Below are 13,486 nucleotides of genomic sequence, written 5' to 3' on the forward strand. Positions count from 1 at the left end.
TATGTGTATCAAGGTTCTCAAAAATGGCTTTTATTGGCTTGAATTCAGTTAAAAGACATAACTACTATTTTTAGGAATTCCAGTGCTCTGTACTCAGAGACGGCCGGCACGGGCATGAAAAACGCCAGCCCGAGGGCTGGCGTTGCGGTCCGAGCTGGAGCGGGTCAGAGCCCGAAGTAGCGATCCGCGTTGTTGTAGCAGATGTCTTCGACGATCTTCTTGAGCAGCGCGTAGTCCTGCGGGTACTCGCCGTTCTCAACCCAGCCACCGAGCAGGTTGCACAGGATGCGGCGGAAATACTCGTGACGCGTGTAGGACAGGAAGCTGCGCGAATCCGTGAGCATGCCGACGAAGGCGCCGAGGTTGCCGAGCTGTGAGAGCGCGGTGAGCTGGCGCGTCATGCCGTCCTTCTGGTCGAGGAACCACCAGCCGGAGCCGAACTGCATCTTGCCGACGACCTTGCCGTCCTGGAAATTGCCCAGCATCGTGGCCAGCACTTCGTTGTGCATGGGGTTGAGGTTGTAGAGCACGGTCTTGGGCAGCAGATCGTCGCTGTCGAGCGCGTTCAGGAAGGCCGAGATCTTGGCCGAGATGAGGTCGTCGCTGATCGAGTCCCAGCCAGTGTCCGGACCGAGCTTGTTGAACATGCGTGTGTTGTTGTTGCGCTGCGCACCGATGTGCAGCTGCATGGCCCAGCCACGCGTGGCGTACTGGCGGCCAAGGAACAGCATGACGGCGGTCTTGAACTTGTCGGCATCGTCCTTGCTGATGGCCTGGTTGTCCATGGCGCGCGCGAGGATGGTCGACAGTTCGGCGTCGGAAGCTGGCGAAAAGAAGGCGATGTCGATGGCGTGGTCGGAGAGCTTGCAGCCGTGGGCGGCAAAGTAGTCCAGGCGAGCATTGAGTGCCTTGGTCAGGTCACCGAAGTTGTTGATCGCGACACCGGAGACTGTGGCCAGCTTGCGGATGTAGTCCTGAAAGCCTGCGCGGTCGATGTTGAAGGATTTGTCGGGGCGGAAGGTCGGCAGCATCTTCGACTTGAAGGTTGTGTCCGCTGCGGTGGCTTTGTGGTGCGCGAGGTCATCGACGGGGTCGTCGGTGGTACAGACGACACGCACGTTGCTGCGGGTCATGAGGCCTCGTGCAGACAGTTCCGGCTTGCTGATTTGCGCATTGCAGACTTCCCACAGCTCATCGGCCGTGGCGGCGCTGACCAGGGTCCTGGTGCCGAAGTAGCGTTGCAGCTCCAGGTGGCTCCAGTGGTAGAGCGGATTGCCGATGCCCATCGGGAGCACAGCGCAGAACTTCCGGAATTTCTCGATATCGGGTGCGTCGCCGGTGACGAAGTTCTCGGCCACGCCCGATGAGCGCATGAAGCGCCACTTGTAGTGGTCGCCACCCAGCCAGATCTCGGTGATGTTGCGGAACTGCTTGTTCTCGGCCACTTCCTGCGGCGGCAGGTGGCAGTGGTAGTCGATGATGGGCTGGGGCGCTGCGAACTCGTGATAGAGCTTTTGTGCGGTAGGGGTTTCGAGCAGGAAGTGCTCGTCCATGAATGCCTTGGCCATGAGTGCTCCGTGTGCGCTGCGGGTTTATGGAATGAGTTTAGACCCCGGCGTAAGCCGAGAAGCCGCCATCGACGGCGATGATCGAACCGGTGACGAAACCAGATGCCTTGGGTTCGCACAGCCACAGCAGCGCACCGATAAGCTCGGATGCTTCGCCGAAGCGGCGCATGGGCGTCTGGGCGATGACTTTCTGGGCGCGCGGCGTGTAGCTGCCATCTTCCTTGAGCATGAGCTTGTGGTTCTGCTCGGTGATGAAGAAACCTGGCGCCAGTGCGTTGACGCGAATGCCGGACTGTGCGAGATGCACCGCAAGCCATTGCGTGAAGTTGCTCACCGCGGCCTTGGCGCCGCTATAGGCTGCAACCTTGGTGAGCGGCTTGAGCGCGCTCATCGACGAGATGTTGATGATGCTGCAGCCCGTGCGGCCAAGCATCTGCTTCGCAAAGACCTGGCTGGGCAGCAGGGTGCCCATGAGGTTGAGATCGAAGACGAACTTGAAGCCTTCCATGTCAAGGTCGAAGAAGTTCGAGCCTTCGCCGGCTGCGTCGAGATATTCCTGATCGGTCACGCCCTTGGGATGGTTGCCCCCGGCACCGTTGATGAGGATGTCGCAGGGGCCCAGCGTGCTGGCGATGTGGGCTGCTGCAGTTTCAAGCGCAGCACGGTCGAGCACGTTGCAGGACATGCCCTGGGCGAAGCCGCCCGTCGCGTTGATGGATTCCGCCAGTGCCTCGGCCTTTGCCAGATCACGACCAATGATGACGATTTTGGCGCCACATTCGGCCAGCGCGCGACACATTGCGGCACCCAGCACACCGGCACCACCGGTCACCACAACTACCTTGTTCTTCAGATCAATATCAAACGGCAGACTCATGCAGTGGCTTTCTGTTCCGGAACGAACTTGGTGATGGCTTCCCACAAACCATTCAGGTAGACGGCGCCCAGCGCGCGATCGTAGAGGCCGTAACCGGGTTTGCCGGTTTCTCCCCAGATCATGCGCCCGTGGTCAGGGCGGACATAGCCGTCGAAATGTACATCATGATATGCGCGCAGGATGCGCGCCATATCAAGAGAACCCTCGCATGAAAGGTGGGCAGATTCGTAGAAGGTGCCGTCTTCTTCGACCGCCACATTACGCAGGTGACCGAAGGGAATGCGGCCCATGCCGCCGAACTCGTGCACCAGCGACTCGATGTTGTTGCAGAGGTCGGCGCCGAGGGAGCCTGAACAAAGCGTGATGCCGTTGGCGGGTGAGTCGACCATCTTCACGAGGCGCATGAGGTCGTCGCGATTCTTCACGATACGCGGCAGGCCGAAGATGGGACGCGGCGGATCATCCGGATGCATGCCCATGCGCACACCGGCTTCTTCAGCGACGGGAATGATGGCGTGCAGGAAGTATTCGAGATGGGCCCACAGCTGCTCTTCGCCAATGGCCTGGTACTCGTCGAGCACCTTCTTGAGCTCATCGGGCTTGTAGCTGGCGTCCCAGCCAGGCAGGGAGATGCCTTGCTCGGGGTCGATGGCGGCAACCTGTTCGGCGTCGAACGCCAGCGTGTAGGAGCCGTCGGGCAATTCACGTGCCATTTCGGTACGCGTCCAGTCGAACACGGGCATGAAGTTGTAGCAGACGACTTTGACGCCCACTGCGGCGCAGTTGCGGATGTTCTGCTGGAAGTTGGCGATCAGGCGATCACGCGTTGGTTTGCCGAGCTTGATGTCCTCATGCACCGGGATGCTTTCGACGACCTCGAACTTGAGGCCTGCGCCTTCGATACGGTCACGCAGCGCCTGCAGCTTATCCAGCGGCCAGACTTCGCCGACCGGCACGTCGTAGATCGCCGAAACGATGTGTTGGACACCAGGAATCTGGCGGATGTATTCGAGCTTGACGGGATCGCTTTCGCCGTACCAGCGGAAACTCATCTTCATGGGTGTCTCCTGAGTGTGGTCTAACTTGTATGGTAGTATAGCAATCAAGTCGTCCAAGGCAATAGGCGCTTCCCCCATGGGTTCAATCGAAACCGGCAAATCGATAGGCGTGCAACTGCATAACCTGCTGCGCGAGGCTATCGTGCGTGGCGAGTTGCGGCCGGGCGAAGCATTGTCCGAAACGGACATTGCGGCGCGTTACAGCGTCAGCCGTCAGCCAGTGCGCGAGGCCTTCATTCGTTTGGCACAGGAACGTCTTGTTGCGGTACTCCCGCAGCGCGGCACCTTCGTCGTCAAAATCTCGATTCGCGACGTTCAGGACGTGCGTTTTGTACGCGAGGCCATCGAGATTGCGGTGGTGCGTGAGGCGGCGGAGCAGCGTGACCCGGCATTGGTGAAGTCGCTGCGCAGCATCCTGGCTCAGCAGAGGAAGGTGAAGGGGGGCGACAACGCGGCGTTCCTCGCCCTGGACGAACAGTTTCACCAGACCATCGCTTTGGCGACGGGGCGCGAGCATGCCTGGCGTGTGATCGATCAGATCAAGGCGCAGATGGATCGCGTGCGCTACCTCAGTTACGACGCGGCGACGCCGTTGTCACGCCTGGTCGAGCAGCATACGGCCATCGTGGATGCCATCGAGGCCGGTGATCCGATCGCCGCAGAAAAGGCGATGCATCACCATCAGCAGGAAATCCTGCAATCGCTGTCGGCGCTGGCGCAGCGTTTCCCTGACGCGTTTGAGCTTTAGGGCGTGCCCAATGTGAAAACGCCGGAGCAGTGCGAGACTGCCCCGGCGCCGACAGTAGATGGAGCTACCGTCTTAACCTTGCAGCAGTTGCAGCACTTGCTGCGGCAGAGCATTGGCCTGGGCGAGCATGGCCGTGCCTGCCTGCTGAAGGATCTGGGAGCGCGACAGGTTCGCGGTTTCCATCGCAAAGTCGGCATCGACGATGCGCCCGCGCGCAGCAGACTGGTTCTCGGACGCGATCTGCAAAGCGGAGATCACGGCCTGGGTACGGTTCATCGCGGCACCATACCCGGCGCGAGCCGTCGTGATGGTGTTGATGGCCGAGTCGAGATTGGTGATGGCATCGAGCGCTTGCGAAGCTGTCGAGATGAAGATCGACGTCGTATCGACTGCGAGCGTTGAGGAGCGGAGGTCAACCGTGCTGACCGTGATCTGATCGTTCGTCGTGGTGCCTGCACCGACCTGGAAGGTGAAGGTGGCCGCTGCGCTGTTGAGCAGATTCACGTTGTTGAAGCGTGTTGATTGCGCCAGACGACCGACTTCACTCGATAGCGCACGGAACTCCACCGCCAGATTGTCGCGGTCACCGGAGTTCATGGTGCCGTTGGCGGCTTGCACAGCCAGCTCGCGCATGCGCTGCAGATTGTCCGAGATCTGCGAAGCGCCACCATCTGCCACCTGCATCAGCGAGATCGAGTCGTTCGCGTTGCGCATGGCCACGTTGAAGCCGCGAATCTGGGAGTTGATACGCTCCGAGATGGCGAGACCGGCGGCATCATCCTTTGCAGTGTTGATACGCAGGCCGGATGAAAGACGCTGCAGCGAAGTGGAAAGAGAGTCCTTGGTAGTGGTGAGGTTGCGCTGCGCATTGAGCGACGGCACATTGGTGTTGATTGTCATTGCCATTTTTACATTCCTCCATGAATGCAATTAACGAAATGCCGACGGCGAGGTCCTGTTGTCAGACGAATGCCAACGGCATTCACCATTGGATCTGACTGAGGTCAGGATTGCCGTTAGGCAGATCCGTGGTCGGCGCACTACCCATTCAGCAAAGAGCGGGCCAGTTTTTGAATGGAGGAAAAATGCCGCGCTTTTTCCCGTGTTTCCACGGTTTCAGGCGGATATGACGTGCGTGACTGGCAAAAAAATTGGCGAAGCGGCAAGTGAGCTCGCCGCTGCGGCAGTTTTTGCCGGCACCTGGGCGTGCTTGCAGTTGGCAAGGGATTGCGTTGAAGAAGATGGCTGGAGGGCGGGGCTGACAACGCGGCCCTGTGGTCGTGTGCTTGCGAGCGCAATCCCTCGCCTGCTGTATGTACACAAGCACTTAAAAGCAAATGCCACAGGGCTTGTGGCCCTGTGGCATTTGTTGTGAGAGCTGTCTTGCGACAGCCTTGAAACTATCAGCGCAGCAGACTGAGCACTTGCTGCGGCAGGCTGTTGGCCTGTGCAAGCATGGCGGTACCCGCCTGTTGCAGGATCTGCGCTCGCGAGAGCGACGCGGTTTCCGTCGCGAAGTCGGCATCGACCACGCGACCACGGGCAGCCGACTGGTTCTCGACGGCGATCTGCAAGGACGAAATGACGGCCTCGGTGCGATTCAGTGCGGCACCGAAGCGCGCACGGGTCGTGGTGATCGTGTTGATCGAGCAATCGAGGTTGGTGATGGCAGCCAGAGCCTGCGAGGCGGTCGAGATGAAGATGGAGCCGGAGTCGATGGCCAGAGTCGAAGAGCGAATATCGACCGTGCTGACGGTGATCTGGTCGTTGGTCGTCGTACCGGCGCCAACCTGGAAGGTCAGGGTCGAGCCGCTATTGAGCAGGTTGACGTTGTTGTATTTGGTCGCTTCACCCAGACGCGAGACTTCAGCGGACAGGGCGCGGAATTCCACGGAGAGATTGTCACGGTCGCCGGAGTTCAGCGTGCCGTTGGCTGCTTGCACAGCCAGTTCGCGCATGCGCTGGATGTTGTCCGAGATCTGGGCTGCGCCACCGTCGGCCACCTGCATCAGCGAAATGGAGTCGCTGGCATTGCGGATGGCCACGTTGAAACCCTTGACCTGAGCCTGGATGCGTTCGGAGATCGCCAGACCCGCAGCGTCATCCTTGGCTGTGTTGATGCGCAGGCCCGAAGACAGGCGTTGCAGGGAGGTGGCCAGTGCGCCTTGCGAACCATTGAGGTTGCGCTGGGCGTTCAACGAAGCCACATTGGTGTTGATCGTCATTGCCATGATATGGCTCCTTTATATATGTGCGTTCCTCACTCCAGACTATCCGGGGTGGGTGAGTGAAGATCACTCATGGGAGCTCTATCGGAAGGCTTTCCGGAAAACTTGAATCTGGAGTGATTTTTCCCTTGTTATTCCGGCTTTCGCTTTGGCCAGAGGGCTGCTATGAAACCGGGAAAATCCAGCGCTGGAGCGACTTTGCGCGGTCTTGCAGCGAACTGTTTCCGGGCTCTGGCAATCGGAAATGGCGCCATTTTCATCAGCATCTAGGGCGATGTTGGCGGGGTTGGGCTCATTAACATCGGCTGACACCGATAGCCTGAGCAAAGAAGGTTCGCTGATGAGTGCCGAGCAGAACACCGAAGAATGGACGCCGCTCCAGGAAGCGTACATCCAGAAACTGATGGCGACCTATAAGGCCAACCTGCATTTCCTGCAGGTTCGGTTCGACCACATCTTCGAAGAGTTGATGGCGACGGATCTTCAGGCGCCGTTCCGCGTCGACGCCGATGGCAAGCTGACTATCTACTACCGGCACTTCGAGGGTGGCCCGCGCGAATTTACCGATTTCGGCCGCGCGCTCTACAAGATCTTCGAAAACACCGAGACGCGGCCGCGCATCGACGTGGACCGTGGCTTCGTCGAGAACCCCGAGCAGGCATTCCCTCATCTCACCAACCCGGACTTCTACCAGCCCATCGAGCCGCGCTTTCGCGGTGAGCTGATCGAGGGCTTCCGGCGCATCACCAAGGACACGGGTTATCTTGCCCGCCCGGATTTTGGCGACCATGCCATGCCTCTGGTCATCGTATTCGGTAGCGGTTACGGCTGGCACCTTGAGCGTCTGGTCGACGACTGGGAGATGCGCCACCTCGTGCTCGTTGACACGGATCTCGCGCGCCTCAACCTGTCGATGTACTTCGTCGACTATGTGTCGCTGTACCAGCGGTTTGCGGCCAAGGGCTTTCACTTCTCGATTGCCTACGACAAGGATCCGGACACGCTCGCGGAGCATCTGCGGGCAATGTTCTACAACCTGTGGCCGCCATACTTCCTGCAAGGTATGGGCTTGTTCTTCAACGACTATGACTCGCAGAAGGTCAAGACCCTGTGGGACAAGCTGCGTGGCGATCTGTGGACGCTTTATCGCGGCTGGGGCTTTCTCGACGACGAGATCCTCGGGCTCAAGCACGCCATGGAAAACGCCATCGAGGGCTATCCGCTCATTACGCGCAAGCCTGACCTGCCGCCGGATGCTGAAGTGTTCATCGTCGGCTCGGGCCCCTCACTGGACGGTTTGCTACCCACGCTGCGCGCCAATGCAGACAAGGCCATCATCATCAGTTGTGGCACAGCCATTACTGCGCTGGCGCGAGCAGGCATCAAGCCCGATCTTCACGTCGAGATCGAGCGTACCTACATGACCTATGTCGTGCTCGACGAGCCGGTGACGCGCGATTTCGTCAAGGACGTGCCCATCGTCGCGTTGTCGATCATGCATCCTGCCGTCTTCACCGTCACCAGCAAACCGCTGATGTTCAACAAGGAGATGGACCTCGGCGCGCCCTTGCTGGACTTCGACAAGAAAACCAAGTGGTTCCGTAGCGGACCGACCTGCACCAACGGGGGCGTGGCTCTGGCCTTGCACATGGGCTTCTCCAGGATTCATCTGGTGGGCATCGACTTCGGCTTCAAAGACCCCGGGCAACACCATGCCAAGGCCTCTGTCTATTTTGATGAGGGCGACAAGGAAGCCATCCTCGACAAGATCGTTCAGGACACCCACACGGCGCACAAGACAGGCAAGCCGACCCCCGGCAATTTCTGCGACCAGGTGTTGTCGACCGAGATCTTCATGCATTCACGTGACGCGATGGCCATCACCATCGACGACTACCCGGATGCCCAGGTTTTCAATCTCAACGAAGGGGCGAAGATCCGCAATGCGGCACCACTGCATGCCGAAGATCTGGTCGTAAAAGCGGATCCCGCACGCCGCGCAGAGACGGTGCAGGCGATGTTGTCGGCATTCACTGAAGAGTATGACGTCAACCCGTTTGCCAACCTGGGCCTGCTCTGCGAGCAACTGCAGGCGGTGCGGCGGGATCTGCGCGGCATTCTGTCCGGCGAGATCACCAGCAAGATGCAGATCGCCGACAAGCTCTATGCCATGCATCACTACCTGTTCGACGAGAAGCACCAGGCAACACACATCTTCCCGCTGGTCAGAGGTTCGATGCTGCACATGGGGCGCTTTTTCTTCGACTGCATGTCGCTGGCCAAATCGGAAACCGAGGCCGTGGAGTTCGCCCACTTCGGTTTTGACCTCATTGATCGCTTCCTCGCCGCGGCGCTGGACAACATGCTGTCCATTCTCGAGGTCGGCAAGCAGAAGCTGCAGACCAAACTGGCCGCGGTGTCGGCCCAGACCGCACATGGAGAAGCTGCATGATCGACGGAAAGTCCATTTTCATCACGGGCGGCACCGGCTCATTCGGTCGCGCCTTCGTGCGCAAATTGCTGGAAACCGGCAACCCGCGCCGCATCGTCGTCTACTCACGGGACGAGCTGAAACAGTACGAAATGCAGCAGGAGTTCCGCGATGAGCGCATGCGTTTCTTCCTCGGTGATGTACGCGACGCTGAGCGCACCCGCCAGGCCATGCGCGACATCGATATCGTGGTACACGCTGCGGCGCTCAAGCAGGTTCCGGCAGCCGAATACAACCCGATGGAGTGCATCAAGACCAACATCATCGGGGCGCAGAATGTCATCAATGCCTGCCTCGACAACGAAGTCGAGCGGGTCATTGCCCTGTCGACCGACAAGGCCGCCAACCCGATCAATCTTTATGGTGCGACAAAGCTGGCGTCGGACAAGCTGTTCGTGTCGGCCAACAATATCGTCGGGGGGCGCCGCACACGCTTTGCTGTTGTGCGCTACGGCAACGTGGTCGGCTCGCGCGGCTCGGTCGTGCCTTTCTTCCAGAAGCTCATTCGCGATGGTGTCAAGGAACTGCCGATCACCGACGAGCGCATGACCCGCTTCTGGATCACGCTGCAGCAAGGGGTCGATTTCGTGATCCGCAACCTCGCGCGCATGCACGGTGGCGAGGTCTTCGTGCCAAAGATTCCGTCTTCCCGCATCACCGATCTGGCCACGGCCATTGCACCCGAGCTGCCAATGAAGATGGTCGGCATCCGGCCCGGTGAGAAGTTGCACGAGATCATGGTGCCGGCAGACGACTCGCACCACACTATCGAATTCAAGGATCACTACGTCATCACCCCCAGCATCCTGTTCTTCGCCCAGCCCAATTATCTGCACGACGGTACGGGGGAGGAGGGCAAGCGGATCGAGGAGGGCTGGGAGTACAACTCGGGTACCAATCCCTGGTTCCTGAGCATCGAAGAGATCCGCAGACTGATTGACTCCACCACGGTTGAACGACGCGCCATCTGATGAGTGAAACTGCGTACATGGCATCCATTCCCTACAGCCGCCAATGCATCGAAGACGACGATGTCGCCGCCGTCGCCGCAGCCCTGCGCGGTGACTGGCTGACGCAGGGGCCCACCATCGGCCAGTTCGAGCAGGCGGTGGCGCGCTGGTGTGGCGCTGCGCATGCGACGGCGGTCAGCAATGCGACCGCCGGTTTGCACATCGCCTGCATGGCTTTGGGGCTGGAGCGCGGCAAGCGACTGTGGACGTCACCGATCACTTTCGTGGCTTCGGCGAACTGCGGTCGCTACTGTGGGGCCTCGGTCGACTTCGTGGACATCGATCCGCGCACCTACTGCATCTCGATGGAAGCCCTTGCGGCCAAGCTGGAGCAAGCCGAGGCAATGGGCAAGCTGCCGGACGTGCTGGTGGCCGTCGATTTTGCGGGCCAGCCTTGCGACTGGAAGCGACTGGGCGAACTGAAGCAGCGTTATGGCTTCCGCCTGATCCATGATGCGGCCCACAGCTTCGGCGCCGAGTATTTCGGCAAGCGCGTCGGTGGTCTGGGTATTGCTGATTGCACGGTGTTCAGCTTCCACCCCGTCAAGATTCTCACGACGGGTGAGGGCGGCATGGTGTTGACTGATGACCCGGCCTTGCATGAGGCGTTTGGCTTGCTGCGCAGTCATGGCATCACGCGTCAGCCCGAAGCCCTGCAGCGACAGGACGAGGGAGGCTGGTACTACGAGCAACAGACGCTGGGCTTCAACTACCGCATGACGGATCTTGCCGCTGCGCTCGGCATTTCCCAGCTGGGCAAGGTCGAGCGCTTCATCGCCAGGCGTCGGGAGCTTGCCGCACGTTACGACGACCTCCTCGCCGACGTGCTGGTGGAGCGCCCCTTTCAGTCCCCCAACGGCAAGTCGGCCTATCACCTCTATCCGGTCCTGCTTGCCGACAGCGAGACTCGCCATCGCACCTTCGATGCCCTGCGCGAACAGGGTATCCACGTCCAGGTGCATTACATCCCGGTGCATCTGCAACCGGACTACATGCGCAGCGGCTTCAGGCGCGGGGATTTTCCGATTGCCGAGGCGTACTACGAGCGCACACTGTCCATTCCCTTGTTCCCGACCATGACGCTGGCCGAGCAGGACGTCGTCGTGGCTTCACTCCGGCGTATTCTCCAGGAGCAGTGACATGGCGACACTGGCGCTGGGCACCGCGCAGTTCGGCCTTGACTACGGTCTCACCAACTATGTCGGCAAGCTGTCGACGGGTGAGGTCGAGCGCATTCTGCAACATGCCAAGGATCACGGTATCGGCTGGCTCGATACCGCAGCGGCCTATGGCGATGCCGAGTTCCGGTTGGGGAGTCTGCTCGGCGGCGATGCCAGCTTCCTCATCTGCAGCAAGCTGCTGCCGACGCCGGTTGGCGGTGACGCACTCGACTCGGCGCAGCGCAGTTTCGAGCGAAGCCTCGACGCCTTGCGGCGAGACTATCTCGATGCCTTGCTGGTGCACGCGCCGGCAGATCTGCTGGGTGAGCGCGGAGATGCTGTCTGGCATTGGCTGACCAGACTGCGAGAGCAGGGGCTGGCACGCAGCATAGGCATGTCGGTGTACGAAGAGTCCGAGATCAATGCGCTGACGGCACGCTTCAAGCCGGACTGGATACAGTTGCCGGCGAGCATCCTCGATCAGCGGCTCGTCACCAGCGGCTGCCTTGCGCGGCTGAGCGAGCAGGGCATCCACATCCAGGCGCGCTCGCTGTTGCTGCAAGGCGTGGCAACCCTGCAGGTGGGGGCCTTGCCCGGCGCGCTCGCCGGACTGGCGCGCGCACTGCAGCGGCTGCATGTCGCAGCGGAAGAATTCGGTGTGCAAACCCTTGATCTGGCCCTGGCCTGGGCCGCAGCGAACAAATCCATTCAGCTGGGTGTCGTCGGTGTCAGTGGCGTTGACGAACTGACGCAGTGCGTGGATGCCTTTGCGCTGGGCTTCGACATGGACTGGTCGCAGTTCGCCAGCGATGAGACGACTTTGCTGGACCCGCGCAAATGGCCAACGGGTTTGCGTATCGAACACCAGAGCGGGAGTGTCTGACATGTTGACGACGCAGGACGATGTTTTCGGCAAGAGCGAAGGTGATGCGTGGTTTCAGCGCAATGTCGCCTGCCTCAGCGATGTAGACCACCCGGATCGCATGCTCGACATCCTCTCGCGGCTTGACGAGCGTGAGGGCATCAACAGTGTTTGCGAAGTAGGTTGCGCGCACGGCTGGCGCCTGGCGCGTTTGCCCGAGGCCCTGCCCAATGTGCAGCGCCGTGCGGGCTTCGATCTCTCTGCTGCGGCGATCGAAGATGGCATGCGACGCTGCCCCGAGCTCGAACTGCGGGTCGGTGGGGCGAGCGCTCCGCCGTTCCATGAACAGTTCGATCTGGTCATCGTGAACTTCGTGCTGCACTGGGTTGACCGCAGCCTGTTGCTGAAGACGCTGGCCGCAGTGGACGACCTGGTGGCGCCGGGTGGCTGGCTGGCGGTGGGCGACTTCCTGCCGGATTCACCTTGCCGGCGCCGCTACCATCACAGACCCGACGTCGAGCTCTACACCTACAAGCAGGACTACTCGGCAGCCTTCACGGCAACCGGCCTGTATCGCGAGGTTTCACGCAGCGTGCATCACCATGCCGACACGGGGCATGGCTTGCAGGCTGCAGACGCTGGTGACCGCGCAGTCTGCGTGTTGCTCCACAAGCCTGTGCAGGCCTATGCCGAGCAGCGTGGCTGAAATGCAATTGGTCAGGGTACTCGCCATCCTGCAGGCACGCGTCAGTTCGACGCGCCTGCCGCGCAAGGTGCTGTTGCCGTTGCTGGGCGAGCCGATGCTGGCGCGCCAGATCGAGCGTATCCGGCGTGCCCAGCGTATCGACAAGCTGATCGTCGCGACATCGAGCGATCCCAGCGACGATCCGCTGGAGGCGCTGTGTTCGCAGATCGGGGTCGAGTGCTACCGTGGATCGCTCAACGATGTGCTGGACCGCTTCGCACAGGCGGCCATGCTCGACCGGCCAGATCATGTCGTACGCCTGACCGGTGATTGCCCGCTGACCGATCCGCAGCTCATCGACCGTGTCATCGTGCGCCACCTCTCCAGTGGCGCGGACTACACGAGTAACGTCGCGCCGCCGAGTTTTCCGGACGGGCTCGATGTCGAGGTGATGCGCTTGACGGCACTCGAAGCCGCTCACCAGGAAGCCGCGCTGCAGTCGGAGCGGGAGCATGTCACGCAGTATCTTGTGAAACACCCCGACTTCTTCATGCACGCCTCCGTGTGCAGCGAGGTCGACCTGTCACACCTGCGCTGGACGGTCGACGAACCCGATGACCTGCAGCTTGTCGAGCGCGTTTACGCGGCGCTCTATCCCGCCAACCCCGCGTTCGGCATGCAGGATGTGTTGCGGCTTCTGGACGAGCAGCCCGAGCTGATCACGTTCAACACAGCCCATCAACGCAATGAAGGGCTGGCGATTTCGATTGCCCGTGACGAAGCGCCGCTGAGGGAGTAG

13 protein-coding genes are annotated in these 13,486 nt (G+C 60.6%); 8 read left to right on the plus strand and 5 right to left on the minus strand.

Annotation, left to right across the window (positions count from 1 at the left end; all coding sequences use genetic code 11):
- Positions 1-164: 164 nt before the first annotated feature.
- From uxaC to uxuA, 3 genes are read right to left on the minus strand one after another with little or no spacing between them, the layout of a single operon-like run.
- Complete coding sequence (gene uxaC / locus ABEA02_RS02625) at positions 165-1,568, minus strand: glucuronate isomerase (protein WP_345531266.1); 1,404 nt, start codon at positions 1,566-1,568, stop codon at positions 165-167.
- A 37-nt stretch (positions 1,569-1,605) separates the two neighbouring features.
- Positions 1,606-2,445: an SDR family oxidoreductase gene (locus ABEA02_RS02630; RefSeq protein ID WP_345531267.1), complete on the minus strand. Its 840-nt coding sequence runs from the start codon at positions 2,443-2,445 to the stop codon at positions 1,606-1,608.
- Entirely contained in the window at positions 2,442-3,503 is a 1,062-nt protein-coding gene (gene uxuA / locus ABEA02_RS02635; RefSeq protein WP_345531268.1) for a mannonate dehydratase, read from the minus strand. Before uxuA ends, ABEA02_RS02630 begins: the two co-directional genes overlap by 4 nt.
- 76 nt (positions 3,504-3,579) lie before the next feature.
- Between uxuA and ABEA02_RS02640 the strand changes: the two genes are divergently transcribed.
- Positions 3,580-4,251, plus strand: coding sequence for a GntR family transcriptional regulator (locus tag ABEA02_RS02640; protein ID WP_345531269.1), 672 nt, complete (start codon positions 3,580-3,582; stop codon positions 4,249-4,251).
- Positions 4,252-4,323: 72 nt separating this feature from the next.
- Here the strand turns inward: ABEA02_RS02640 and ABEA02_RS02645 are convergent, their stop codons facing one another.
- Positions 4,324-5,157, minus strand: a complete 834-nt coding sequence (locus tag ABEA02_RS02645; protein ID WP_345531270.1) for a flagellin N-terminal helical domain-containing protein — start codon at positions 5,155-5,157, stop codon at positions 4,324-4,326.
- A gap of 82 nt (positions 5,158-5,239) precedes the next feature.
- Between ABEA02_RS02645 and ABEA02_RS02650 the strand changes: the two genes are divergently transcribed.
- On the plus strand, positions 5,240-5,626 hold the full coding sequence (locus ABEA02_RS02650; protein WP_345531271.1) for a hypothetical protein: 387 nt from the start codon (positions 5,240-5,242) through the stop codon (positions 5,624-5,626).
- A 28-nt stretch (positions 5,627-5,654) separates the two neighbouring features.
- Here ABEA02_RS02650 and ABEA02_RS02655 read toward each other — a convergent pair whose 3' ends face one another.
- Positions 5,655-6,482: a flagellin N-terminal helical domain-containing protein gene (locus tag ABEA02_RS02655; RefSeq protein ID WP_345531272.1), complete on the minus strand. Its 828-nt coding sequence runs from the start codon at positions 6,480-6,482 to the stop codon at positions 5,655-5,657.
- Positions 6,483-6,819: 337 nt separating this feature from the next.
- Here ABEA02_RS02655 and ABEA02_RS02660 point away from each other — a divergent pair, with 337 nt between their 5' ends.
- From ABEA02_RS02660 to ABEA02_RS02685, 6 genes are read left to right on the plus strand one after another with little or no spacing between them, the layout of a single operon-like run.
- The gene (locus ABEA02_RS02660; RefSeq protein ID WP_345531273.1) at positions 6,820-8,931 is read left to right on the plus strand and encodes a motility associated factor glycosyltransferase family protein; all 2,112 of its coding nucleotides are present in this window, start codon (positions 6,820-6,822) and stop codon (positions 8,929-8,931) included.
- A complete protein-coding gene (gene pseB / locus ABEA02_RS02665; protein ID WP_345531274.1) occupies positions 8,928-9,941 on the plus strand; it encodes a UDP-N-acetylglucosamine 4,6-dehydratase (inverting) in 1,014 nt (337 codons plus the stop codon). The genes ABEA02_RS02660 and pseB overlap by 4 nt, the downstream gene beginning before the upstream one ends.
- On the plus strand, positions 9,941-11,119 hold the full coding sequence (pseC, locus tag ABEA02_RS02670) for a UDP-4-amino-4,6-dideoxy-N-acetyl-beta-L-altrosamine transaminase (RefSeq protein ID WP_345531275.1): 1,179 nt from the start codon (positions 9,941-9,943) through the stop codon (positions 11,117-11,119). The genes pseB and pseC overlap by 1 nt, the downstream gene beginning before the upstream one ends.
- Position 11,120: 1 nt before the next feature.
- Positions 11,121-12,023 (plus strand): aldo/keto reductase, encoded by a 903-nt coding sequence (locus ABEA02_RS02675; protein ID WP_345531276.1) that lies wholly within the window; start codon positions 11,121-11,123, stop codon positions 12,021-12,023.
- Position 12,024: 1 nt separating this feature from the next.
- Positions 12,025-12,708, plus strand: coding sequence for a class I SAM-dependent methyltransferase (locus ABEA02_RS02680; RefSeq protein ID WP_345531277.1), 684 nt, complete (start codon positions 12,025-12,027; stop codon positions 12,706-12,708).
- A 1-nt stretch (position 12,709) separates the two neighbouring features.
- Positions 12,710-13,486 carry a cytidylyltransferase domain-containing protein gene (locus tag ABEA02_RS02685; RefSeq protein WP_345531278.1) on the plus strand — a complete coding sequence of 259 codons (777 nt, stop codon included), beginning with the start codon at positions 12,710-12,712 and terminating at the stop codon, positions 13,484-13,486.

Origin of the sequence: Viridibacterium curvum (assembly GCF_039544165.1) — a bacterium.
In the GTDB taxonomy this organism is placed as follows: Bacteria; Pseudomonadota; Gammaproteobacteria; order Burkholderiales; family Rhodocyclaceae; genus Viridibacterium; species Viridibacterium curvum.

Coding starts and splice junctions, on each gene's coding strand:
- ABEA02_RS02660 (WP_345531273.1), top strand. CDS start 6,820: ATGAGTGCCGAGCAGAACACCGAAGAATGGACGCCGCTCCAGGAAGCG.
- uxaC (WP_345531266.1), bottom strand. CDS start 1,568: ATGGCCAAGGCATTCATGGACGAGCACTTCCTGCTCGAAACCCCTACC.
- ABEA02_RS02645 (WP_345531270.1), bottom strand. CDS start 5,157: ATGGCAATGACAATCAACACCAATGTGCCGTCGCTCAATGCGCAGCGC.
- ABEA02_RS02640 (WP_345531269.1), top strand. CDS start 3,580: ATGGGTTCAATCGAAACCGGCAAATCGATAGGCGTGCAACTGCATAAC.
- ABEA02_RS02655 (WP_345531272.1), bottom strand. CDS start 6,482: ATGGCAATGACGATCAACACCAATGTGGCTTCGTTGAACGCCCAGCGC.
- uxuA (WP_345531268.1), bottom strand. CDS start 3,503: ATGAAGATGAGTTTCCGCTGGTACGGCGAAAGCGATCCCGTCAAGCTC.
- pseC (WP_345531275.1), top strand. CDS start 9,941: ATGAGTGAAACTGCGTACATGGCATCCATTCCCTACAGCCGCCAATGC.
- ABEA02_RS02630 (WP_345531267.1), bottom strand. CDS start 2,445: ATGAGTCTGCCGTTTGATATTGATCTGAAGAACAAGGTAGTTGTGGTG.
- ABEA02_RS02685 (WP_345531278.1), top strand. CDS start 12,710: ATGCAATTGGTCAGGGTACTCGCCATCCTGCAGGCACGCGTCAGTTCG.
- pseB (WP_345531274.1), top strand. CDS start 8,928: ATGATCGACGGAAAGTCCATTTTCATCACGGGCGGCACCGGCTCATTC.
- ABEA02_RS02680 (WP_345531277.1), top strand. CDS start 12,025: ATGTTGACGACGCAGGACGATGTTTTCGGCAAGAGCGAAGGTGATGCG.
- ABEA02_RS02675 (WP_345531276.1), top strand. CDS start 11,121: ATGGCGACACTGGCGCTGGGCACCGCGCAGTTCGGCCTTGACTACGGT.